We start from the raw sequence: 22023 nt of genomic DNA, 5'->3' as shown, positions 1-22023 counted from the left end.
GTCGTGAAGGGCGGCGTCGTGAAGGGCGGCGTCGTGAAGAGCGGCGTCGTGAAGGGCGGCGTCGTGAAGGGCGACGTCGTGAAGGGCGGCGTCGTGAAGGGCGGCGTCGTGAAGGGCGGCGTCGTGAAGGGTGGTGGAACCATGGACGGGGAGAGGAGCGGACGATGAGCAACGGGAGACTGTCGAAGGCGCGGCTCGACCGCATGCACGAGGTCATGGCCGGGCACGTGGCGCGCGGGTACGTGCCGGGGGCGGTGACGCTGATCTGCCGGCGCGGGGAGGTGCACGTCGAGACGTTCGGTACGAAGGCGCTCGGGGGGAGTGACCTCGTGGAGCGCGACACGATCTTTCGCATCGCGTCGATGACCAAGCCGATCACCGCGGCGGCGACGATGATCCTGGTGGAGGAGTGCAAGCTGCGGCTCGACGAGCCGGTGGACAGGCTGCTGCCGGAACTCGCCGACCGGCGGGTGCTCAAGCGGCTGGATGGGCCCCTCGACGAGACGGTGCCGGCGCAGCGGCCGATCACGGTGCGCGATCTCCTGACCTGCCGCATGGGCCTGGGGATGATCCTGGAGGTGGGACCGGACGCGCCGATCCAGAAGGCCATGCGCGAGAGGCAGGTGGAGGTGAGCGCCTTTCCCTCGCAGCTTCCCGGGCCGGACGCCTGGATCGGCGCGCTCGGGTCACTGCCGCTCGCGCATCAGCCGGGAGAGGGGTGGCTGTACCACACGAGCTCGGAGGTGCTCGGGGTGCTCATCGCGCGCGCGTCGGGCAAGCCGTTCGACGCCTTCCTGCGGGAGCGCCTCTTCGAGCCGCTGGGGATGAAGGACACGGGGTTCACCGTGCCGGAAGAGAAGCTCCCGCGTCTGGCGCGCGTCTACGAGTCGCCCCCCGACGGAGGTCCGCTCGTGCCCGTCGAGGAGCCCGGCCGCGCTTCGTGGAGCGAGGCGCCGTCGTTCCTGTCCGGCGGCGGGGGGCTGGCGTCGACCGCGGACGACACCCTGGCCTTCGCCGCGATGCTGCTGAACCAGGGGAAGCACGGGCGGGAGCGCATCCTGTCCAGGCCCTCGGTGGAGGTGATGACCAGCGATCACCTCACGCCCGCGCAGAAGGCGATCTCCGGCTTCTTCCCGGGGTACTGGGACAGCCGCGGGTGGGGCTTCGGGGTGTGCATCGGCACGCGGCGCGACGAGCTGGCGGGGAACGTGGGGCGCTACGGTTGGGATGGGGGTTACGGGACCTCGTGGTGGTCGGATCCGCGCGAGGAGATGGTGGGCATCCTGATGACCCAGCGCATGGTCTTCCCGCTGATATCGGAGATCTACCTCGACTTCTGGACCTCGGTTTACCAGGCGATCGACGACTGAGAGCCGGCGCGCCGGTGCACCGGTCGGGAAAGCTGCTGCGCGCCGCGCGTCGTCGTTCGGCAGGCGATCAGGCGCGCTGAAAACGCTGGCGGGAGCGTTCGCGGGCCTTGGCGGCCTCGACGTCGCGGTCGTGGGGCGGGGCGCTGGTGGACATGGAGGCGAGCAGCTCGCGGGCGACGGCGGCCACCTCGCCCACGGCGTGGTCGAAGGCGGCCTGGTTGGCCTGCGAGGGCTTGTGGAAGCCGCTCAGCTTGCGCACGAACTGGAGGGAGGCGGCGCGGATCTCCTCCTCGGTGGCGGGGGGCGCGAAGTTGAAGAGCGTCTTGATGTTGCGGCACATGGCGATCTCCGAGGAAGGTCGACGTGGAGGCAGGATACAGGCTCACCCGGCGCTGCCGCGGGTGAGAAGGGCCAGGGCGTCGGCGCGATCGGTGATCGCCCGGACGCGCACGCCCAGGAATTCGAGTGGCAAGGTCCGTACCCGGGCGAGCAGATCGTCGGGGGACCAGCCGAGCGCGCTGCAGGCAGCCAGGGCAAAGCGCAAGGGGGCGTCGCTGGCCCGCGGATCGATCCCGATCGTGGCGCGCTGGAGGGCCAGGAGCTGCGGCACGTCGAGGCGCGATCCGCTCTCCAGGAAGCGCGCCGTGAAGGTCGCGGCGTCGCGCGCCCGGATGCCGCCGGCGACCTCCGAGAAGCTCGCGTCGTGGTGCAGCGACACCACCCGCCCGTCAGGCACGTGCACGTGGAAGGTGACGCCGATGCCGTCGCTGCCGAGGCGCAGGAACGGGGCGGGGCGCTTGCCGAGCCGCCCGAACAGCGCCCCGTACGTGGTCGCCGAGCGCAGCACCTCGACGGGCGCGGCGAGCGTGAACCATCCCCCGGGCGATCCCTGGGGCGCCGTGAGGTGGTCGAGGAGCGAGGGGGCGACGGTGGTCACGCCGCAGCGCGCTGCGAGCCACTCCTGGAGGCGGGTCCTGGCGCCGTCGCCTTCGAGCAGGAGCGCGAGCGGGTCGACGCCGGCCCGGGCACCGCGGGCGACGAGCGCCTCCTTGACCTCTTCGGTCCGCGCCATCTCCAGCGGGCACCGGCCGTCGGTGGTCGGGAGGTTGGGATCGGCCCCGAGATCGAGGAGGGCCTCGCACAGCGCCGCCTTGGCGTGCCAGGGGTGGTGCAGCAGGGCGTAGTGGAGCGCGCAGACCCCGTGCTCGTCGCGGGCGTGCACGTCGGCGCCGCGGGTGATGAGCAGGCGCAGGAGGGCGTCCCACGCCTCCACCCAGCCGGGGCTCTTGTAGAAGCTGGCGCAGAACGTGATGAGCGGCGTGCGCCCGGCGCTGTCGGGGGCATCGACGGGCGCGCCAGCGTCGAGGAGCAACGTCGCGGTGGCCAGCCGCTCCGCGGGACCGGCGCCTCTGTCGAGCCGCGAGACGCAGGCGTGCAGCGCCGTCTCGCGCTCCTCACCCCCGGTGAGCCCCGGCTGTGCACCGCGCTCGAGCAGGAGCGCGACGAGGTCGGTGCGGGCGTAGAGGGCCGCGTGCATCAAGGGAAGCTCACGGATGCCCTTGCCCTTGCCTGCCTTGCCGCTGTCGACGGGGGCTCCCGCGTCGAGCAGCATCCTCGCGATGGCGAGGGAGGCGTCGCCCTTCACGAAGGAGCTGCACGCGAGCGCGAGCGCGTTCTGGCCATGGTCGCCGATCTCCCGGGGGTCGGCCCCGCGGGCGAGCAGCAGGGCGACGATCTCCGCGCGCTCGGCGGAGAGCCCTTGCTCCGGCGTGATGCTCCTCGACAGCGAGCCGATCAGCGCGTTGCCTCCGAGGGGGCTCTGGGGCGGCGGCGAGGTGTCCCCGTCGAGCAGCCAGTGAACCGCCGTCGCCCAGCTCCAGTACGCCGCCATGAAGAGCGCATAACGCGCCTCGCCGGGGCTCTCCGCGAGCAGGCGCTGGAGGTCGTCGAGCGATCGCTGCGCAGCAGCCGTCTGGATGGCCTCGCGGCGCTCCTGGAGGGTGGGGGGGCGTGCGGGAGGTGTGCCGCTCATGGCAGCAGGATGTTAGAGACCGACGTCGGCCCCTCCCAGCGCCAAAGAAGCCGCCCAGGCGACGCGCGCGGGTGAGGTCGACGACCTGGTGAGCGTCAGGGGAAGGGCGTGGCGAGCCAGGCGAGGATGGGGGCGCGGTACTGGTAGGCGGCGGCAGCGGCGGCGGCGAGGAGCACGAGGCCGAGGGCGACGAGGATGCTGTAGGAGCGGCTGCGCTTGCCGGTGATGAAGTTCGGTAGGAGGCCCGGGCGACGGATGCTGCCGGCAGGGAGGGGCGGGACGCGGGTGAAGCGGTGGCTGAGGTTCCTGCGGAGGTAGATGCGGTCGTTGAAGGCCCAGCCGGAGGCCTCCAGCATGGTGGCGACGTCGCGGCGGCGGAGCTTGAGCCACCCGAGCAAGGCCGAGAGCGACATGATGCCGACGACGACGCTGGCGATGGTGATGAGCACGTTGCGGGCGCCGGTGTTGGAGAGCGACTGGAGGACGAAGGCGGCCGAGGAGCCGAGGGCCGCGAAGGCGACGCCGCCGCCGAGGAGCATGGCAGGGAGGCCGGTGGGGGTGCCCGGGGGGACGGCCGCTCCAGGTACGGCAGGCGCAGCAGGCGCAGCAGGCGCAGCAGGGGCTGCAGGCGCAGCAGGGGCTGCAGGCGCGGGGGCCGGCGCGGGAGGAGGCGCAGGGGCGGGTGCAGGGGCCGGCGCTGCGGCGGCGGGGGCGCCGGGGAGGGGGGTGGCGATGGCGGTGGTGACCGGGGCGCTGGCGGAGGCGGCGGTCTGCTTTTCGAGGAGGTCGAGGCGGCTGCCGAGGAGCTTCTCGATGCGCTCGGTGATGAAGTCGCGGAGGCGGACGAAGGGAGCGACGGCGGCCTCCCAGACCGAGATGGGCTCGGAGATGAGGTCGAGGACGAGGGCGTCCCACTCCTTGCCGTCACGGTCGTAGAAGACGCCGCGCTTGTGGACGTCGATGCCGCGGCGGGTGCCGGAGGTGATGCCGGCAGCGACGAGCTGCTGCATCGCGGTGCCGTTCTCCTTGCGGTCGAGCTCCACGTACACCGTGAAGATGTGGCTGGTGTTGGCGAGCTTCTTGTGGGCGACGCGGTCGTGGACGCGGACGCAGAGGTTGATCTCGCGGCCGTCGAGGATCAGGGTGCCGGCCTCGAAGAGGGCGCGCTCGCCGCTGCGGAAGAGGGCCGGGAAGCTGACCATGTTGTTGGCGAGGTCGAGGATCCAGCGCTGGAGGAGGGCGAGCTTTTCGAGGTCGGCGAGGGCGAGCAGCTCGGAGGAAGACTTGCTGTCCTCGGCGATCTGGGCGCGGAGGCGGGCAGGGAGGGGGCCGTCGAGGAGGGTCTGGAGGGTGCCAGTGTTGAGGACCTCGGGCAGGCCGGTGGGCTTGCCGGCGAGCCAGGCGCGGTAAGGGGCGAGGAGGGCGCGGACGCGGTCCCAGGCGGCGCGGTCGAGGCGGTGGGCAGGGGAGGCGGTGCCGAGGGCGCGGGGGAGGACCTCGGTGGCGAGGCGGCGCAAGGGCTCGGCGAAGATGGGGTTGAGGGGGCCGTCGAGGTCGAGGGTGCAGGTGCGGTTGGGCTGGCTGATGGCGGCGCCGGTGAGCCAGGTGCGGATGGCCGCAGGGTCGCGGATGTCGAGGGGCGAGAGGGCCTCGGCCGTGAGCGAGAGGTGCTTCTCGGCAGCGCTGCCCTGGCTGAGGAGGTCGCACTGGGCGAAGAACTGGTCGAGCTTGGTGGAGAGGGCGTCGATGAGGTCGTGAACCCGCGGGGTGTCCTCGCCGAAGGGCATGATCGCGGTCGTGGCGGCGGGAGGCGGGTGCGTCGCGGCAGGCGTCGCGGCAGGCGTTGCGGCAGGCGTCGCGGCAGGCATGGGCAGCACACCGTCGGCCGTCCAGTCGAGGTGGGCGCGGACGAGCTTGAGGAAGGTGTCGAGCTGGGCCTCGTTGACCGCAGGCTCGCCGCAGAAGTCAGGGACGCCGCCGGTGGTCTTGACGACCAGCTCGGCGAGGGCAGCGAGGTCGGGGTCGTCGAGCTGGGAAGGGGCGACGGCGCCGTCGCCGTTCGGGTACTTGCGGACGTAGGTGGTGCGGAAAGCGCGGATCTCGGCGAGGGTGATGGTGAGGTCGTCGTCGTCGTCGTCGTGCTCGTCGTCGGCGCTGCTGTCGTCGGGGGCCCTGCCCTTGATGTAGCGCTTCACGAGCGTCTGCATGCGGGCGACGTCGGGGTGAGAGGCGTCGAGGTCGGCGAGGCGGACAGTGTCGGTGCGCTCGACGATGCGTTCGATGTTGCGGAGGCGCTTGCGGAGCCAGTCGTGGGCCTCGAGGAGATCCTGGACGCGGATGCGGCCGTCCTGGTCGCGATCGAGGTACGCGAGCAGGGCGGGATCGCAGAAAAGCTGGTCGATGGGGACGCTGGTGGCCGCCCAGCGTGCCGGAGGGAGATCGTGGATGCGATCGAGGTCGTCCGGCGTGACGATGCGAAGCTGGACGATGCCGCGGTAGTCGAAGAAGACGAGGGGCTTCGTGCTCACGGGCGCGTGCCCCTTCGCACGGCGGGCGGCGGCGCGCAACGGCGAGGAGACGGACGTGCTCGGGGCACTGTGGCCGCCGCGGTCGCCGCGGTCGCGATGCGGGCGAGGATGCAGGGCAAGATGCAGGGCTCAGCGCGGTGACGAGGCGATGACGATGCGGCAACGATAATAGCCGGCCGCGTTGCTGCCCTGGGCCGACGGTGTTAGTTTGGTCTCACCATGGGGCGAATCGGTCCGACGGAGATCCTCATCATTGTCGCCATCGCGCTGCTGCTCTTCGGCGGGCGGCGGATCGCCGAGATCGGCAAGGGCCTCGGTGAGGGCATCAAGAACTTCAAGAAGGGCATCAACGATCCCCCGAAGGAAGAGCCGGAAGCGCTGCCTCCCGGCGGTACAAACACGACGCCCACCGCGACCGCGAGCCGGCCCAACGAGTCGGCGACCACCGGCAAGTCCACCACCTAGAGCGCCGAGCGGAACGAGCGCTGCGAGCGCGCCGCCGACAGTGCCCTGCTGCCGACAGTGCCCTGCTGACAAGAGCGCCGCTCGGAACGAGCGCTGCGAGCGCGCCGAGCGTGCCGCCGACGGTGCCGCTGCTGACGACGAGGGCGCTGCCGGCGAGGGCGCTGCTGGCGAGGGCGCTGCCGGCGAGGGCGCTGCGGTGTCGGTTCAGGCTGTCACTGCGGGCGCTGTCGCTGCCGGCGATGACGTCTCCGAGGGCGCCGCGGCCGTCTGGGTCGGCGAGGTCGACGAGGTCAGCGAGGGACGGGGCGCGCGGCGGGTCATGATCACCCGGCAGCCGCCAGAGGGGGTGAGGGTGATGCTGCGGCGCACGGGGCGCACAGGGCCGTCGTCCGCAGGGCGCAGCGTGGTGCGCGAGAGGACGGTGGCGAGCACCATCTTCATCTCCTGGAGCGCGAAGGCCATGCCGATGCAACGACGGATGCCGCCGCCGAAGGGGAAGAACTCGTAAGGGGAGAGCTTCTTGCCGAGGAAGCGATCGGGGTTGAAGCGCTCCGGCTCGGGGTAAGCCTCGGGCCGCCGGTGCGCGAGGTAGATGGAGCAGACGACGGCCACGCCCGCGGGCAGGTCGAAGCCGCCGACGTGGGCAGGCTTGTCGAGGATGCGGCCGACGATGGGGATCACCGGGTAGAGGCGGAGGGCCTCGCGGACGACGGCGTCGAGCAGTTCGAGCTTGGCAATGCGCGCCGGGGAGAGGTCGCCGCCGGCAAGCTCGCGGCGGAGGCGGGCCTCGACGCCAGGGGTGGTGAGGATCCAGTGGATGGCCCAGGCGAGGGCGGTGGCCGTGGTCTCGTGGCCAGCGACGAGGAGGGTGACCAGCTCGTCACGCAGCTCGTCGTCGGTCATGGGGTTGCCGTTCTCGTCGCGGGCCTGGAGGAGGAGGGAGAGGATGTCCTGTCCACGCAGGGAGGCGTCGCTGCTGTCACCGCGCGCGCGGCGGCTGCGGATCTCGTCGTGGAGCATGCCGTACGCCTCGTTCCTGGCGCGCAGGAAGCGGCCCCAGGGGCTGCGGGGGCCGAGGTCGCGCTGCATGAGGGGGATGAGCAGCGGGGGCCAGGAGACGATCTCGAGCAGCTCGGCGACGGTCTTGCCGAGCGCGGAGAGGCGGGGGCCTTCCTCGATGCCGAAGATGGCGCGGAGGATGACGTGGAGGGTGATCTCCTGCATGAAGCCGTGCAGGGCGAAGGGCTTGCCGGAAGGGAACGTGTCGATGGCGCCGTGGGCGGCGTCGATCATCACCTGGCCGTAGGTGTGCATGCGCTCGCCATGGAAGGGCGGGAGGAGGAGGCGGCGCTGGCGGAGGTGCTCGCGGCCGTCGAGCATGAGCACGGAGCGGTCGCCGAGGAAGGCGCTGAGCGAGAGGTTGAAGCGGCCAGCGACCATGCTGTCGGTGTCGTCGGTGAAGACGAGCTTGACGTCGTCAGGGTCGGCAAAGATGGCGAGGGGCGGGAGTGCCGGGAGGCGGATGGTGAAGGCCGAGCCGAAGCGGGCACGGCACTCGGAGAGGAAGGGAAACGGCCGGCTCAGCCAGTTGTAGACGGTGAGGGGGGCAGGGGCGCGGGGGCCAGGCGGGAGAGCCATGGGCCCAATGTACCGCTACTGGGTGAGGATGTAGCCGAGGATGGCAGTGCCCGCGGTGAGCGATGCGGCCAGGAGAGCAAGCAACATCAGGGCAGGAAATCCAGCGCGCGTCTGCTGAGGCATGGGCAGGGAATCGGTGGAGGAAGAGGCTGCACCGGGCGAGGCCCCGCTGGGGTCCGGGGGTTGAGGCGCGCTGGGCCACGCGGAGCCAGAGCCCTGGAGGTCGGGGGCGCTGGGCCACGCGGAGCCGGAGATCTGGAAGTCCGGCGCGCTCGCAGTAGAGGGCATGGAGGCCCTGGGAGACGAGGCGCTGGGCCACGCGGAGCCGGAGGTGCGGTGGTCAGGGAGAGACGGTGAGGGAGGCTGGGAGGAGATCGGGGCGCCCGGGCGCTGCCAGTCGGAGCCGGAGGTGCGGTGGTCAGGGGCGCTCGGCGCGGGGGGAGGGCCCGCGGGAGGGCGCGAGGTGGGCAGGGGGAGCATCAGCTCGGTGCCACCAGGTCCGGAGGGGAGGCTCGGGGCAGGGCTCGGGGTGCCCTTGGGGAGGGTGGTGCTCTCGTCGCCCACCGCAGGGGGGGAAGGCCGCGAGGGCTGAGAGGGCATGCGGACCGTCCCGCTCAGCGCTTGCAGCGCCGCCTTCTTGAGGAGGGCAGGGACCATGTGCGGCTGGAGCTTGATGGTGGCGGCCTCCTGGAGGAGCGCATCCGCCGCGTCGTCGTCGACGTCTTCGTCGGCAGGGGGCTGGGAGGCCGCGGGCCGGGTGAGGGGATCGAGCTGCGCCGCGAGCTCGAGGGCCGAGCCGATGCGCGCGCTGCGGTCGGCCTTGAGGCAGCGGGCGATGATGGCCTGGAGCGCGGGAGAGGCGTCCGGCGCCAGCTCGGAAACGGGCGGGAGGTCGCCGCGCGAGACCATCATGATGAGCTGGGGAGCGGGCAGGCCGCGGAGCGGGCGCTCGCCGGTGAGCATCTCGGCGAGGAGGACGCCGACGGGCCAGAGGTCGGTGCGGGGATCGACGTTGGACTCGCCGCGCGCCTGCTCGGGGCTCATGTACGCGAGCGTGCCGAGGGTGGCGCCGGCGACCGTGTGGAGGCCGTCGGAGGCCGCGAGGTTCTTGCCGACGCCGAAGTCGAGGACCTTGACCTGGAAGCCGTCGTCCCGGGTCTGGAGGAAGATGTTGGCCGGCTTGAGGTCGCGGTGGATGATCTGCTTGGCGTGCGCGGCAGCGAGCCCGCGGGCGATGTCGCGGGCGATGCGCGCGGCTTCGTGGGGGTCGAGGCGGCGCTCTCTCCTGAGGCGCTGGGCGAGGGTCTCGCCGTGAAGCAGCTCCATGACGAGGAAGGGCTCGTCGTCGTCCGTGAAGCCGAGGTCGATGATCTCGACGATGTTGGGGTGGCTGAGCTGTCCGTAAACTCTGGCCTCGCGCACGAGGCGCTTGCGGAGGCTGTCGTCGGTGTCGGTGAGGAGCTTGACCGCGACCTCGCGCCCGGTGTTCTCGTTCACGGCAGCCCAGACGGCACCCATGGCGCCGCTGCCGAGCGGCTTGGTGAGGCGGTACTTGCCGCCGACGATGGTGCCGGGGGTGATGGGCAGGGACATGCAGTCCCGGGGATTATGCGCCCGGTCAGGGGTTGTCCGAAATAATCTCACGCGCTCCGGGCACGCTTCGGCCGGGGGAGGGGCATCGCGCCACGGGGAGGAGGCGCAGGTGCGTCGGGGGAGCTACCGTGGCGCATGCGTTCTGTCTCTGCTCCGCTCGTGGTCTTCGGTTGTGGGTTCACAGGTTCGGTGGCGGCGGTCCTGAGGCTGTCACGCGGCGGGCGGGTGATCGCCACGGTGCGCGATGCGGGGCGGGCCGCGGCACTTCGGAAGGCCGGGGTGGAAGCGCACGCAATTCCTGCGCTGACGGAGGCGGTGGTGGAGGCGCTGGTGCCGGAAGGGGCAGAGGTGCTGGTGGGGTTTCCGCCCGATGCAGAGGCAGACAGGGCGGTGTCCAAGGTGCTGGGGCGGGCGCGGTCGGCCGTCTACGTGTCGTCGACGGCAGTGTACGGGGGGGCAACGGGCGCGGTGGACGAGGCGGTGCCCGTCGACACAGGAGATGCGCGGGCGGCAGCGCGGCTCGGGGCAGAGGCGCCCTACGCGGGCGCAGGGGCAGTGATCCTGCGGGCGGCGGGGATCTACGGGCCAGGGCGAGGTCTGCACCAGCGGCTGCTGCGGGGAGAACACCGGCTGGTGATGGGGGGGCACAAGGTGGTGTCGCGGATCCACGTGGAGGATCTGGCGCGGTTCGCGCTGGGGGCGCTGGAGCAGGGGATGCGGGGTGAGGTGTTCGTGGTGGGAGACGACACGCCAGTGCCGCAGGTGGAGGTGGTGCAGTGGCTCTGCGCGCGGCTGGGAGTGCCGCTGCCCGCAGAGGTAGGCGAGGGGGAGGTGCCCGAGACGCTGCGGCACGATCGGGCCGTGCAGAACGCGCGGATCAAGGCGGCGCTGGGGATGGCGCTGCTCTACCCGAGCTACCGGGAAGGGTTCGAGGCATGCTTCGCGGCAGAGGCAGCAAAGAGCAGAGACGGGGAACTGCCCGTGGTGCTCTCAGCCAAGAGCGGCGGCGGCGGTTTTTAACGCAGGGACCTTCGGTCCCTACGCTCCCGATGGTCGCTACCCCCGTTGCTTCGCGCGAACGCGGAGGCGAGGACTCAGGGCGAGTTCGGGAAACGGAGTGCTAGCGGGGGCTCTTGCGAGACGCGGGCTTGGTGGCCTTGCGCGACGCGGTCTTGCGAGACGCAGGCTTGGTGGCCTTGCGCGACGCGGTCTTGCGAGACGCGGGCTTGGTGGCCTTGCGCGACGCGGTCTTGCGAGACGCGGTCTTGCTGGCTTTCTTGGCAGCAGGTGCGGCCTTCTTGCTGGCTTTCTTGGCAGCAGGCGCGGCGTTCTTGCTGGCCTTCTTGGCAGCAGGTGCGGCCTTCTTGCTGGCCTTCTTGGCAGCAGGTGCGGCCTTCTTGCTGGCTTTCTTGGCAGCAGGCGCGGCCTTCCTGGACGCAGGCTTCCGGGCTGCTGCAGAGGACTTCGCCTTCTTCGCGGTGGCGGCGGAGGACGGCGCGCCTTCGCCCTCGGCGAGGAGCTGCCCGAGCTCCGGAGAAGGCTCGGGAGGGGGAGGGGAGGCCGCCGGGGCGCGGGGGGCTTTGGTCGCAAGCTCGGCGAGCTGGGCGACGAGGGCGGAGAGGCCTTCGTGGGTCGCGGCGCTGACCAGGGAGAGCTTCACGCCAGCCTTGGCGAAGCGGCGCGCAAGCGCGGGGTAGGCGTCGCGGACCTCGGGGAGGTCGGCTTTGCTGAGGGCCACCAGCTCGGGGCGCTCGGCAAGCTCGGGGCTGAAGCGCTTCAGCTCCTTGCGCAAGGCGCGGTAGTCGGCGAGGGGCTCGCGGCCTTCGCCATGGTCCAGGGTGACGAGGTGGAGGAGCGCACGGGAGCGCTCGACGTGCTTGAGGAACTGGATGCCGAGGCCGATGCCCTCGCTGGCGCCAGGGATGAGGCCAGGGATGTCGGCGATGACGAAGCTCGTGCCACCCCCGCGAGGGCCACCGCCGACCTCCACCATGCCGAGGATGGGGTTCAGGGTGGTGAAGGGGTAGTCGGCGATCTTGGGGCGGGCCGCGGAGACGGCGGAGACGAAGGTGCTCTTGCCGACGTTGGGGAAGCCGAGCAGGCCGATGTCGGCGAGCACCTTGAGCTCCATCAGCAGCTCGCGCTTCTCGCCGGCCTCGCCCTTCTCGGCGCGGCGGGGAGCGCGGTCGAAGGGGGTGGCGAAGTGGATGTTGCCGCGCCCGCCCTTGCCGCCACGGGCGACGATCAGCTCCTGGCCGTGGCGGGTGATGTCGGCGAGCATTTCGCCGGTCTCGGCGTCGCGGATCTCGGTGCCGACAGGGATGCGGACGATCCGGTCCGCTCCGGCCCGGCCGTAGCAGTCGCTGCCCTGGCCGTGCTCGCCGCGCTTGGCCTCGATGGTGCGCATGTAGGTGAAGTCGAGGAGCGTGGAGAGGCCCTCGTCCCCGACGAAGGTGACGTGGCCGCCGCGCCCACCGTCGCCCCCCGAAGGGCCCCCGAAGGGGACGAACTTCTCCCGCCGGAACGCCGCAGCGCCGTTCCCGCCGTCACCGGCCACGACTTTGAGCCGGCACTGGTCGACAAACCGCATCGGCGCGCTCTTATCATGAAAGTCCCCCCGACGTCTGGAGGAGTGGTGCCTGCCCGGATCCTGATCATCGACGACAACACGAGCCTCGCCTCGAACCTGCGCGACATCCTGCAAGGGGCACGCGAGCTCGACGTGGAAGTGACCCTGGCGCGCGACGGGAAAACCGGGCTCGCGATCGCGGCGCGCGATGGGTTCGAGGTGGCCATGGTGGACATCAAGCTGCCCGACGCGAACGGGGTGGACCTCATCCGTCCTCTGCGCGCGACGTCCCCGCAGGGGGAGGTGGTGCTGGTGACCGGGTTCGCCACGGTGGACATGGCGATCGGGGCGCTGCGCGAGGGGGCCTTCGCGTTCGTGCTGAAGTCGTTCCGCGCCGAGGAGCTGATCTCGACGCTGGCGCAGGCGATGGAGAAGATCTCGCTGAAGCGGGAGCGGGAGGAGCTGGAGCGGCGTCACCGGGCCCTCGTGGAGGCGGCCGGGGTGCTGATCGTGGGGCTGAGCCTGGAGGGGCAGATCACCCTGGTGAACCCGAAGCTGACGGCGCTGAGCGGGGGGTGTGCGGGAGTCTCGGTGGGCGCGAGCTTCCAGGAGGCGCTGGAGGACGAGACGGACCGGCGGCGGTTCCACCAGGCATTCCAGGAGGCGCTGGCGCTGGAGGGGGCGCCAGAGGTGGAGGTGGGGCTGCGGGATGCGTCGAAGGCGATCCGGCGGGTGCGCTGGCACCTGTCGGGGGTGCCCGGGGCGACGGCGAAGAAGGCGGAGATGGTGTATGGCATCGGGATCGACGTGACCGAGCGGCGGGCGCTGGAGCGAAAGGCCGCCGACATGGAGGCGCTGAACGCGATGGCGCCGCTGGCGCTGGGGCTGGCCCACGAGATCCGCAACCCGCTCAACGCGGCGGTGCTGGAGCTGCACCTCTTGTCGCGCGCCATCGATCGGCTGCCCGACGAGGGGGTGCGCGCGCCGATGAAGCGGCGGGTGGGGATCGTGGAGTCGGAGATCGCGCGGCTGGGGCGCCTGCTGGGAGAGTTCCTGGAGCTGGCCCGGCCAAGGGCGCCGCTGCGGGAGCCGGTGGATCTGACGCGGGTGGTGAGCGAGGTGCTGGAGCTGGAGGCGGAGGCGTGCGCGCGGGGGCGGGTGGAGGTGGTGCGGGACTTCGACGGGGACTGCTGGACGCTCGGTGACGTGGAGAAGCTCAAGCAGGTGGTGCTGAACCTGGTGATGAACGCGCTCGACGCGATGCCGGAGGGCGGGACGATCCGGGCGGTGACGCGGGGAGAGGCTCAGGAGGTGTGGCTGTCCATCGGGGACACGGGGACGGGGATCTCGGCGACCATCCTGGCGGAGATCTTCGATCCGTTCTTCACGACGAAGCCGGGGGGGACGGGGCTAGGGCTGGCGATCGTGCGCAAGATCGTGGACCAGCACGGGGGAAGGGTGGTGGTGGTGGGGCAGGAGGAAGGGACCGGGGTGCAGGTGGTGCTCCCGCGTTACGTGGTCCCTGTGGTGACCCGAGGGTCGCGGCCGCCCCGCGGTGGGACGGAAGGAGGGTGAGGCGCGGAGGGAGGGTGAGGCGCGGAGGGAGGGTGAGGCGGACCGAGGGTGAAGCGCCGAGCCGAGGCCCGGCGCGGACTCACCCGACGATGCGCATCGGAGGCTTGAGGGGGAGGGGAGGCCGCGAGCCAGGGGCCGAAGGGGCCGGCTGCGGGACCACGTCGCCTTCGAGGGCGGTGAGGGCGAGCAGCACCTTGTCCATGCCGAAGTCGAGGGCCGCTTCCTTCTGGAAGATCTGGGCGACCTTCATCAGCATCAGCGAGGTCTGCTTGCCAAGGTCGATCTCCCGCTCCAGGAAGGCCTCGAACGAGCCGTAACCCTTCGCCTGGAAGAGGTCCTGCTGCTGGATGTCGACGAGCACCAAGCCGATGTCGAAGAAGCCCTTGTCGAGGCGCTTCCGCAGGGTGCGGATCTTCTGCATCTGGTTGTGCAGCTCGGCGACCTTGGCCTTGATCTCCTCGGCGCCCGCGGGGACCCGGATGGTCGCCCGCGCGCTGCCGGGAGGAGCCGGCTCGGCGGCACGAGCCCGGGCCTCCGCCGCGTGCTTGGCCGCGTGGCGGGCCGCCCAGGGCGCGGCTCCCCGCAGGCCTAGCTTGCGCTTCGACGAGCCCTTGCCGTCATCCTTGCCCGCCGCCTCGGCATTCTTGCCTGCCGCCTCGGCGCTCCCCTTGCCCGCCTTCTTGGCGGTCCCCTTCTCGGAGCTGGTCTGCTTCGTCGCTTTTGCCATGTGCTGCGTCCCCGTAGCTCCGGGTCTCCGCGCCTGGGCGGGAGCCCTGGAGCGCAAGCTCAAGCTGTTGATGCGGAATGGTGTCGCGTACCTGTCAAGCCCCGAAAAATCGTGCCCGGCGCTGGCCTTACCAAAATCTCGGCAGGCGCGTCTACTCCATTGAGATCTTTGGGGGCCTTTTCCCATCAAGCATGGCCTGAAATGCGCGCGAGATCCAAAGCTCGCCGCTCTCTCGATTGACCCATCCCGGTGGCGACTGCGCGGTCGGGCCGACGGCAGCGTACGGTAGGCGGCTGAGATGGCGGCAGGCGGGGCGGCAGGCGCGTGGCAGGCGCGTGGCAGGTGGGGCAGCCCGCGCGTGGCAGGCGGGGCAGCAGGGGGGGTAGCAGGCGGTGGTGAGTCCCCGGCGCGGGGGCCGGGCGTGGTAGATGTGCCCGATGCGTCATGACCCCGCTGGAAGCGGTTCGGAGCTTGGAGAAGCACGTGGTGATGCGCCGCGTCAGGGGGAGGAGCTTCCCGGTGCGCCGTCCTCGGGGGATCCGGTGTCGTCGGTGGCCGGGCGCGGGGCCTCGTCGGCGGGTCAGGCAAGCACGTCGCGGGACCGCATTGCGGTGGTGGTGAACGGCAATGCCAAGAGCGTCACCGACGAGGTGATCGAGACACTCGATCAGATCCTCGACAGCGGGGACCTGTTCGTCTCGCGCCGGGTGGAGGACAGCGAGCGCATCGCGCAGACCCTGGTCGATCGCGGCTACGGGACCATCCTCACGGGGGGCGGCGACGGGACGTTCACGGTGGTGGTCACCTCGGTGGTGAACGAGGCCAGGCGCCGGGGGGCGCCGCTGCCGAGGTTCGGGCTGCTCAGGCTGGGGACGGGCAACTCGCTGGCGTGGGTGCTCGGAGCGTCGAACGCGCCGGCAGGCCGGGGGCTCGCGGTGGACCTGCAGCGGCTGCGCGCGGAGGCGGGGAGCCGGAACCTGCGGCTGGTGGAGGCCGAGGGCGTGCTCTCACCATTCTGTGGTTTCGGAATCGATGCGGTGATGCTGCGCGACTACAACGAGGTGAAGGCGATGCTCGCCCGGGGGCCGCTGCGGCGCTGGGCGCCAGGGCCGGTGGCGTACACGGTCGCCGCGATCACCCGGACGATTCCCGCGTTCGTCGTGCGGCGCACGCCGCATTGCCGGGTCATCAACGAGGGGAGCGATGCGTTCCGGGTGGGGGAGAAGGGGTCGATCATCGGGGCGCCCATTCCGCGGGGCGGGGTGCTCTACGAGGGGCCCGCGCGCATCGTGGCGCTATCGACCATCCCTTACTATGGCTTCGGCTTCCGGATGTTCCCGTACGCGGAGGATCGGCCGGACCGGATGCAGCTCCGGATCTCGACCGTCCACCCGTTCACGTTCGTCCGTCACTTCTCCGAGATCTGGCGCGGGGAGTACGACGATCTGGAGATCATCTTCGATTACTTCGTGGACGATGTGTCGATCGAGATGGATCCGCCGACGAGCTTCCAGATCGGCGGTGACGTGCGGGGGGAGCGGCAGCGGGTGCGGATGAAGCTCACGGAGCCGATCCGGATCGTGGACTTCTACGCGCCGCCCCGGGGCTGACGGCGCGCAGCGCGGGGGCGGCGCAGGGGCAGGGGCGGCGCGGGGGGCGGCGCGGAGGGGGACGCGATCAGTCGTAGTACTCGTTGCCCAGGTGGGTGATGAGGTCCTCGCCCATCATCCAGCGCATGGTGTTCTTGAGCTTCATCGACTGGATGAAGAGGTCGTGCTCGGGGTAGAGGTTCGGCGCGGTCATGGGGCTCTTCCAGTAGAAGCTCAGCCACTCCTGGGTGCCGTGGAAGCCGGCGCGCTGGGCGAGGTCCATGAGCAGCGCGAGGTCGAGCACGATGGGCGCGGCGAGGATGGAGTCGCGGCAGAGGAAGTTGAGCTTGATCTGCATCGGGTAGCCGAGCCATCCGACGAGATCGATGTTGTCCCAGCCCTCCTTGGCGTCGCCGCGCGGCGGGTAGTACTCGATGCGCACCTTGTGGAAGATCTTGCCGTAGAGCTCCTGGTGCACGTGCGGCTGGAGGATGTGCTCGAGCACGCCGAGCTTGGAGACCTCCTTGGACTTGAACGAGTCGGGGTCGTCGAGGACCTCGCCGTCGCGGTTGCCGAGGATGTTGGTGGAGAACCAGCCGGCGATGCCGAGCATGCGGGCCTTGAGGCCGGGGGCGATCACCGTCTTCATGAGGGTCTGGCCGGTCTTGAAGTCCTTGCCGGCGAGGGGGACCTCGTGCTCCTTCGCGAGCTCCCAGGCCGCGGGGAAATCGACGGTGAGGTTGGGGGCGCCGTTCGCGAACGGGACGCCCTCCTTGATGCACGCCCAGGCGTAGATCTGGGAGTTGGAGATCGCGGGGTGGTTCTCGGCGAGGCCCGCCTCGAAGGCGGCGATCGACTGGTGCACGTTTGAGGGCTCGATGTACACCTCGGTCGAGCCGCACCACACGGCGACGGCGCGGCTGCACCCGTTGTCCTTCTTGAAGGCGCGGATGTCTTCCCGCACCTGCTCCACCATGTCGGCCTTGGTGGTGCCGGTCTTCACGTGGGTGCCGTTGAGACGCTTGACGTACTCCGGGTAGAAGACGCCGCGCATGGGGCGCACCTGGGTCAGCTCCTCGCGGATGGCGTCGATGTGGCGGTGCTCGAGAACCTCGGCGTGCTTGGCCGACTCGTAGGCATCGTCGGGGAAGATGTCCCAGCCGCCGAAGGCGATCTGGTCGAGGGTCGCCAGCGGCAGGAAGTCCTTGATCTTGGGGGTCCGGTTGTCGGTGCGCTTGCCGAGCCGGATGGTGCCCATCTGGGTGAGCGATCCGATCGGCTGTCCCATTCCCTTCCGCGCGAGCAGGGTGCCGGCAATGGTGGTGGTCGCGACGGCTCCGAGGCCGGGCAGGAGGATGCCCAGCTTTCCTTCAGGTTTCTTGATCTGCTTCGGCTGCTTCACGTGTCTTCCTTCGCGAGGGGCCTCTGCGGCCGGATGGCCGTGTACGTGGGGAGCCTCGCGGCTTGCGTCCTGTGCTCAGCATGGATCCCCCGCGCGCGCCAGGAGTTTCTCCCGCACGCCCTGGGGTTTCTTGTGGGCGAGAAGTCACGCAGACAAGGCGTAATGGACCAGTTGTCGATGCTGGAGGCCGCGTGGCTGGCGCATGGCGCATGTCCAGTGAACAGGTGCGCGGCGCAGGAGGGCGAAGATGAGCACACAGGCAACGGCGTCAGAGCGGGGCACTTTGACGTGTGGTGCCTTCGCCACAGTGGGAAGTGTCGGTGGCAGCTTTAACGGACGAAGCTCCAATTCGACGGAAAACAATTTGTTGGGCGGAGTAATCGCGTGGTACTCCGCGTTGTGTGACCCGTGAACCACGGGCCATCAGGACACGCGCTTATGCTGAATCACCTCAAGCTTGACCGGGCCATCGTGCTGGCCGCCGGTACTGGATCGCGCCTCGTCAGCGGAGAGACGCTGCCGAAGCCGCTCAAGCCGGTGGCGGGCGTGCCGCTCCTCGTCCGTATCCTCCGGACGCTCCAGAGCGAAGGGATCCGCGAGGCGGTGGTGATCCTGGGGCACCAGGGGGAGCTGATTCGTCGGGCGCTGCTCGCCGAGCCGTCGCTCTCGCTGTCGTTCACCTTCGTGCAGAACGAGCAGTTCCTGCTCCGCAACGGGGTGTCGCTGCTCGCCGCCGCGCCGTACGTGGTGGAGGGGTCGCTGCTCACCATGGCCGACCACCTCTACTCGCCCGAGATCGTGCGCTGCCTGCGGGAGATGGACCTGCCCGAGGGGGCGTCGGCGCTCGCCATCGATCGCGACATCGCGCGGTGCTTCGACCTGGATGACGCGACCAAGGTGCAGGTCGAGCAGGGCCGCATCGAGCAGATCGCCAAGGAACTGCCGGCCTACAACGCCATCGACACCGGGGTCTTCCGCATCGGTCCGGCGCTCATCGCCGAGCTTTCGCGGCTCTACGCGGCCCACGGCGATTGCTCGCTGTCGGACGGGGTGCGGGCCCTGGCCGCGCGCGGGATGTTCCACGCCTGCGACGTGGGCGATGCGCAGTGGATCGACGTGGACACGCCGGCGGCGCTGAACCGGGCCGAGGCGATGATCCAGGTCTTCGGAGACAGCCTCGGCGACGATCTCGCGGCTTCTCTGGCGAATACGAGCGCCTTCGAGTCGGGGACGCACGTACTGCCCGTGTCGAGCCGGGCGCGCATGTCCCAGCCCTTCCACGATCACCGCGAGACTGCCTGAGGTCACGCTCCGGGGCGTGAACTCGCTCCGGGGCGCGATCTCGTCCTGCGGCGCGCTCCGGGCGCAAGAGCTGACCGGGGCGCGCAGCAGCGCTGCCGATCGGCTCTTCAGGCGCGGTTCACCGCGAGGCGTGGGCAGGAGCGGCGAGCTGGGCGCGGACGAAGCGCGTGCCGTCGTAGACCAGGAAGCGGTAACGGGGTGAGGTGAGCGGCTCGGGGAAGGTGAACCGCACGCGCTTGACCGTGCCGTCCTCGCCCGTCTCGACGATGGTGGCCTTGAACCTCCCGGTGTCGAAGGTCTGGCCCACCTGGAAGGCGTCGTCGGTCGTGTAGAGCTGCTCGAAGAGGGTGGGGAAGAAGTGGCCCTGCTTCGGCTGGAGCTCGATGGTGCGGTCTCCGATCACCGTGGCCTCCACGTCGCCGTGCACGAACGACAGCGAGTAGTAGTGGATGCGCTCGGCGCCGAGGCCCTGGTAGAGCTTGTCGACGTAGGAGAGCCGGGGGTTCTCCGTCCAGGGAGTGTAGTCGTCGACGCCCGTGGGGAGGACCTCGCGGAGGTAGAGGCCGTAGACGGCCGTCATCTCGCGCTGGTGCCAGTTGAGGAAGAAGACCTGCATGCCATCCGGCGGGAGGCGCGCGTAGTCGACCTCCGCCTGGAGCGACTCTTTCAAGGTCTGGTAGCGGCCCTCGAAGCTGTTCACGACGTAGACGCAGACCTGGCAGAGCACCGGGGCGAGCACGAGGTGGAGGGCGACCATGGTCCCGAGGACGGCGCGTACGCCCCGGATCTGGCGCGCTTCGGGAGCGCTTCGGGGGGCTCCCGGCACGGCGGCGTGGGCGCGGCGGAGGGCCTCCTCCACCACCCGGGTCACCACGTAGGCGAAGCCGATGGAGGGCAGGAACAGGTTGCGCGGGTCGGGGAAGCTCGTGGTCACGATGGCCTGCCCCGCGAGCATGGTGAGCAGGAAGAAGCGCAGCGGGCGATCGCTCCGCAGCCACCGGTAGGCGAGGAGCCAGAAGCCGAGCGTCACCGCCCCGAGCGCCAGGGCCGCCAGCGGGTAGTCGTGCACCGGCGTGCTGGAGAGGACGTGGAGCGGCACGCCGGTCGCGAGGATGACCGCGTGGTAGAAGCCGGAGCGGAAGAAGTGCTCGGCCCACAGCTCCGGGTTGCGGAGGGGGTTGATGTAATAGACCGAGTTCGCGCCGTGCCCGAAGCCGAAGTAGAGGCCGATGAAGGCCACGGAGATGGCCCCGAGCGTCAGGATCAAGCCCAGGTGCGGGCGCAGGCGGCTCCAGAGGGAGGGCATGGTGGACGAGGCGGGAGGCGCGCCCGGTGGCGCGGGCTGCGCGGGCAGTGGCTCTCCTTCGCGGGCGGGAAAGACCAGGGCGTGCGCGACCACGAAGACGGGCAAGACCAGCGCCGACTCCTTCGAGAGCAGCGCCCCCACGTAGGCCAGCGCCACGAGCGGCGCGTGGTAGCGTCCCCGCCCCTCGCGGTAGCGGAGCCACGCGAGCAGCGAGAGCAGCACCAGCGAGCCGCCGATGGTCTCGTTGCGGTTGGCGATCCAGGCGATGTTGAGCGCGTGCGCGTCGTCGAGCGCGAAGATCAGGACGGCGAGGACATGCATGGCCGAGCGCTCCGGGAAGAAGCGCGCGAGCACGCGAGAGACCAGGTAGACCGAGAAGACGTACCAGCCGATCCCGATGAGGTGGGCGACGGCGGGGCTCGGCCCGAAGAGGCGGTGCTCGGCCCAGTACAGGATGGAGGGGATGGGGCGGTAGAACGCGATCCGCATCTCCTCGCTGGTCCACCAGGGCATGAGGCCGAAGTGCTTGAAGGCGACCACCTGGTCGCCGCTGTTCACCAGGGTGAACAGGTTCAGCTCGTCGGTGAAGATCTCCTTGAGCTGGGAGAGCGCGACGAGGTGGAACCAGTCGTCGGCCATGTAGCCGCCGCGCAGCGACGGCAGGTACAGCAGCGTGGTGAGCAGGAGGACGCCGACGACACCGAAGCGGACGAGGGCGCGGCTCACGCGGGCGGAGCGGGGCTCCGGGGAGGCCGCGAGGGAAGGGCGCTCGCCGCCATCCTCACGAGCACCCGGGAGGCCCAGGGGCTCGGCGGCCATGGCCCTGCTCTCTTTCTTGGACCCTCGCCGGTGCTCCCGGTCGCGCGCGGACGTCACGCAGGTGATCCTTCGAGATCGAGGTCACGGCGGGTGACCCGCCGCTCCCAGACGGCCGCGGCGACGCCGAGCAAGGTGAAGACCACGATGCGGGCGACGAAGTAGATCTCGAAGCGACCGAAGGCGGTGGCGAGGGCCATGAGGTCCATGTGCGGCGCGTTGCCGAGCAGCGCCCAGAGGCGCATCGGCTTCCGGTGGGCGGCGACGTAGGCCTCGGCGGCGGGCCCGGAGACGGGCGCCTCGGCGAGCCGCACGGCGCGCGGGTTCACCCGGCGGAGCAGCCCCTCGCGGTTGCCGAGCTGCCAGACGAAGACGGTCATCACCGCGCGCTGGAAGAGGGGCGCCTTCCGTTCTCGCAGCCGCGCCAGCGACTCGGCGGCGCGCGCGCGGTCGCCGCCGCTGTGACGTCCACCCGTGTAGAAGCGCAGGTACATCGCGCAGTGGAAGTCGTAGAGCATGAGGTGGTGCGCCCAGGCGATGTGCGCGAGCAGGCCGAGGCCGATGGCGACGAGGGGCTGGCCGGTGCGCTGGGCGAGGTAGTAGATGGCCGCGAGGGTGGTGGCCACGTTCACCGCGTAGTCGGAGGCCCCGTCGATGGCGTGGCCGGCCTCCGAAGAGGTCTTCTTGAGGCGCGCGATCATCCCGTCCACGCCGTCGAGGATGGCCGACGAGAAGAGCAGCACCGCGCCGCCGATGAGCGACGCCTGCGTCCCGACCACGATGCACGCCGCCGAGCCCAGGCCGGCGAGGAGCGAGAGCAGCGTGACCTGGTTCGGCGTGATGGAGGTGCGCACCAGCGGCCTGGCCAGGAGGAGCTGGAGCGGGCGGTGGATGTGGAGGTTCACGGGATCCTCCACGTCAGGAGACTTGATGACGTCGCGGAGCTGGATGGACATCGAATGCGCCAGGACGCCCCCTCTCTGACACGAAGGCCGCGTGGAGGGAATGGTGGTGGCGTGCTCCCGTGAGCACATCGTGCGGTGTGAACTGAGCGCACAGCCTCGTCGACGTTCCGCGAAGAGGGGGTGGCGCCCCGCTGGAGAGCGCGGAG

At 70.6% G+C, this 22023-nt stretch carries 17 protein-coding genes; 7 read left to right on the top strand and 10 right to left on the bottom strand.

Annotation, left to right across the window (positions count from 1 at the left end):
* The first annotated feature begins 3 nt into the window (after nucleotides 1-3).
* Complete coding sequence (locus tag CAP_RS49685) at nucleotides 4-168, top strand: hypothetical protein (protein ID WP_156040405.1); 165 nt, start codon at nucleotides 4-6, stop codon at nucleotides 166-168.
* Complete coding sequence (locus CAP_RS01920) at nucleotides 165-1370, top strand: serine hydrolase domain-containing protein (RefSeq protein ID WP_044235418.1); 1206 nt, start codon at nucleotides 165-167, stop codon at nucleotides 1368-1370. Before CAP_RS49685 ends, CAP_RS01920 begins: the two co-directional genes overlap by 4 nt.
* Nucleotides 1371-1437: 67 nt before the next feature.
* Here the strand turns inward: CAP_RS01920 and CAP_RS01915 are convergent, their stop codons facing one another.
* The 3 genes from CAP_RS01915 to CAP_RS01905 all read right to left on the bottom strand — a co-directional run bounded on the left by CAP_RS01915 (nucleotide 1438) and on the right by CAP_RS01905 (nucleotide 5930).
* Complete coding sequence (locus CAP_RS01915) at nucleotides 1438-1710, bottom strand: DUF2277 domain-containing protein (protein WP_044235416.1); 273 nt, start codon at nucleotides 1708-1710, stop codon at nucleotides 1438-1440.
* A gap of 42 nt (nucleotides 1711-1752) precedes the next feature.
* On the bottom strand, nucleotides 1753-3402 hold the full coding sequence (locus CAP_RS43520) for an ankyrin repeat domain-containing protein (protein ID WP_052373961.1): 1650 nt from the start codon (nucleotides 3400-3402) through the stop codon (nucleotides 1753-1755).
* Between the two features lie 95 nt (nucleotides 3403-3497).
* A complete protein-coding gene (locus tag CAP_RS01905) occupies nucleotides 3498-5930 on the bottom strand; it encodes a hypothetical protein (RefSeq protein WP_156040404.1) in 2433 nt (810 codons plus the stop codon).
* A gap of 219 nt (nucleotides 5931-6149) precedes the next feature.
* Here CAP_RS01905 and CAP_RS46940 point away from each other — a divergent pair, with 219 nt between their 5' ends.
* Nucleotides 6150-6395 (top strand): Sec-independent protein translocase subunit TatA/TatB, encoded by a 246-nt coding sequence (locus tag CAP_RS46940; protein WP_063748623.1) that lies wholly within the window; start codon nucleotides 6150-6152, stop codon nucleotides 6393-6395.
* A gap of 204 nt (nucleotides 6396-6599) precedes the next feature.
* Here the strand turns inward: CAP_RS46940 and CAP_RS01895 are convergent, their stop codons facing one another.
* Both CAP_RS01895 and CAP_RS43515 read right to left on the bottom strand, forming a co-directional pair.
* Nucleotides 6600-8033, bottom strand: a complete 1434-nt coding sequence (locus CAP_RS01895) for a cytochrome P450 (protein WP_052373960.1) — start codon at nucleotides 8031-8033, stop codon at nucleotides 6600-6602.
* A gap of 15 nt (nucleotides 8034-8048) precedes the next feature.
* Nucleotides 8049-9626, bottom strand: coding sequence for a serine/threonine-protein kinase (locus tag CAP_RS43515; RefSeq protein WP_052373959.1), 1578 nt, complete (start codon nucleotides 9624-9626; stop codon nucleotides 8049-8051).
* A gap of 135 nt (nucleotides 9627-9761) precedes the next feature.
* Between CAP_RS43515 and CAP_RS01885 the strand changes: the two genes are divergently transcribed.
* The gene (locus tag CAP_RS01885) at nucleotides 9762-10646 is read left to right on the top strand and encodes a Rossmann-fold NAD(P)-binding domain-containing protein (RefSeq protein ID WP_197040954.1); all 885 of its coding nucleotides are present in this window, start codon (nucleotides 9762-9764) and stop codon (nucleotides 10644-10646) included.
* Nucleotides 10647-10746: 100 nt separating this feature from the next.
* On the opposite strand, the gene obgE is transcribed toward CAP_RS01885, so the two are convergent.
* The gene (obgE, locus tag CAP_RS01880; RefSeq protein ID WP_044235412.1) at nucleotides 10747-12216 is read right to left on the bottom strand and encodes a GTPase ObgE; all 1470 of its coding nucleotides are present in this window, start codon (nucleotides 12214-12216) and stop codon (nucleotides 10747-10749) included.
* Nucleotides 12217-12261: 45 nt separating this feature from the next.
* On the opposite strand from obgE, the gene CAP_RS01875 reads away from it, so the two are divergent.
* On the top strand, nucleotides 12262-13770 hold the full coding sequence (locus CAP_RS01875) for a hybrid sensor histidine kinase/response regulator (protein WP_044235679.1): 1509 nt from the start codon (nucleotides 12262-12264) through the stop codon (nucleotides 13768-13770).
* 79 nt (nucleotides 13771-13849) lie between these two features.
* Here the strand turns inward: CAP_RS01875 and CAP_RS01870 are convergent, their stop codons facing one another.
* Nucleotides 13850-14497, bottom strand: coding sequence for a hypothetical protein (locus CAP_RS01870; RefSeq protein ID WP_044235409.1), 648 nt, complete (start codon nucleotides 14495-14497; stop codon nucleotides 13850-13852).
* 437 nt (nucleotides 14498-14934) lie between these two features.
* Here CAP_RS01870 and CAP_RS01865 point away from each other — a divergent pair, with 437 nt between their 5' ends.
* A complete protein-coding gene (locus CAP_RS01865; protein ID WP_231511026.1) occupies nucleotides 14935-16107 on the top strand; it encodes a diacylglycerol/lipid kinase family protein in 1173 nt (390 codons plus the stop codon).
* Between the two features lie 67 nt (nucleotides 16108-16174).
* On the opposite strand, the gene CAP_RS01860 is transcribed toward CAP_RS01865, so the two are convergent.
* Nucleotides 16175-17488: an inositol-3-phosphate synthase gene (locus tag CAP_RS01860; protein ID WP_044235407.1), complete on the bottom strand. Its 1314-nt coding sequence runs from the start codon at nucleotides 17486-17488 to the stop codon at nucleotides 16175-16177.
* Nucleotides 17489-17926: 438 nt separating this feature from the next.
* Here CAP_RS01860 and CAP_RS01850 point away from each other — a divergent pair, with 438 nt between their 5' ends.
* A complete protein-coding gene (locus CAP_RS01850; protein WP_052373958.1) occupies nucleotides 17927-18790 on the top strand; it encodes a phosphocholine cytidylyltransferase family protein in 864 nt (287 codons plus the stop codon).
* Nucleotides 18791-18908: 118 nt separating this feature from the next.
* Here CAP_RS01850 and CAP_RS01845 read toward each other — a convergent pair whose 3' ends face one another.
* Nucleotides 18909-20972: a hypothetical protein gene (locus tag CAP_RS01845; protein ID WP_044235403.1), complete on the bottom strand. Its 2064-nt coding sequence runs from the start codon at nucleotides 20970-20972 to the stop codon at nucleotides 18909-18911.
* Nucleotides 20969-21868, bottom strand: a complete 900-nt coding sequence (locus CAP_RS43510; protein WP_052373957.1) for a CDP-alcohol phosphatidyltransferase family protein — start codon at nucleotides 21866-21868, stop codon at nucleotides 20969-20971. Before CAP_RS43510 ends, CAP_RS01845 begins: the two co-directional genes overlap by 4 nt.
* Between the last annotated feature and the right edge of the window lie 155 nt (nucleotides 21869-22023).

It is taken from the genome of Chondromyces apiculatus DSM 436 (genome assembly GCF_000601485.1).
Classification (GTDB): Bacteria; Myxococcota_A; Polyangia; order Polyangiales; family Polyangiaceae; genus Chondromyces; species Chondromyces apiculatus.
Note: the sequence above shows the minus strand (reverse complement) of the source record. Positions and strands in the feature narration are given on the sequence as shown.

Excerpts from the sequence above, each read along its gene's own strand:
- CAP_RS01895 (WP_052373960.1), bottom strand. The coding sequence starts at position 8,033 with ATGGCTCTCCCGCCTGGCCCCCGCGCCCCTGCCCCCCTCACCGTCTAC.
- obgE (WP_044235412.1), bottom strand. The coding sequence starts at position 12,216 with ATGCGGTTTGTCGACCAGTGCCGGCTCAAAGTCGTGGCCGGTGACGGC.
- CAP_RS01915 (WP_044235416.1), bottom strand. The coding sequence starts at position 1,710 with ATGTGCCGCAACATCAAGACGCTCTTCAACTTCGCGCCCCCCGCCACC.
- CAP_RS43520 (WP_052373961.1), bottom strand. The coding sequence starts at position 3,402 with ATGAGCGGCACACCTCCCGCACGCCCCCCCACCCTCCAGGAGCGCCGC.
- CAP_RS43510 (WP_052373957.1), bottom strand. The coding sequence starts at position 21,868 with ATGTCCATCCAGCTCCGCGACGTCATCAAGTCTCCTGACGTGGAGGAT.
- CAP_RS46940 (WP_063748623.1), top strand. The coding sequence starts at position 6,150 with ATGGGGCGAATCGGTCCGACGGAGATCCTCATCATTGTCGCCATCGCG.
- CAP_RS01865 (WP_231511026.1), top strand. The coding sequence starts at position 14,935 with ATGCGTCATGACCCCGCTGGAAGCGGTTCGGAGCTTGGAGAAGCACGT.
- CAP_RS01870 (WP_044235409.1), bottom strand. The coding sequence starts at position 14,497 with ATGGCAAAAGCGACGAAGCAGACCAGCTCCGAGAAGGGGACCGCCAAG.
- CAP_RS01885 (WP_197040954.1), top strand. The coding sequence starts at position 9,762 with ATGCGTTCTGTCTCTGCTCCGCTCGTGGTCTTCGGTTGTGGGTTCACA.
- CAP_RS43515 (WP_052373959.1), bottom strand. The coding sequence starts at position 9,626 with ATGTCCCTGCCCATCACCCCCGGCACCATCGTCGGCGGCAAGTACCGC.
- CAP_RS01850 (WP_052373958.1), top strand. The coding sequence starts at position 17,927 with ATGCTGAATCACCTCAAGCTTGACCGGGCCATCGTGCTGGCCGCCGGT.
- CAP_RS01920 (WP_044235418.1), top strand. The coding sequence starts at position 165 with ATGAGCAACGGGAGACTGTCGAAGGCGCGGCTCGACCGCATGCACGAG.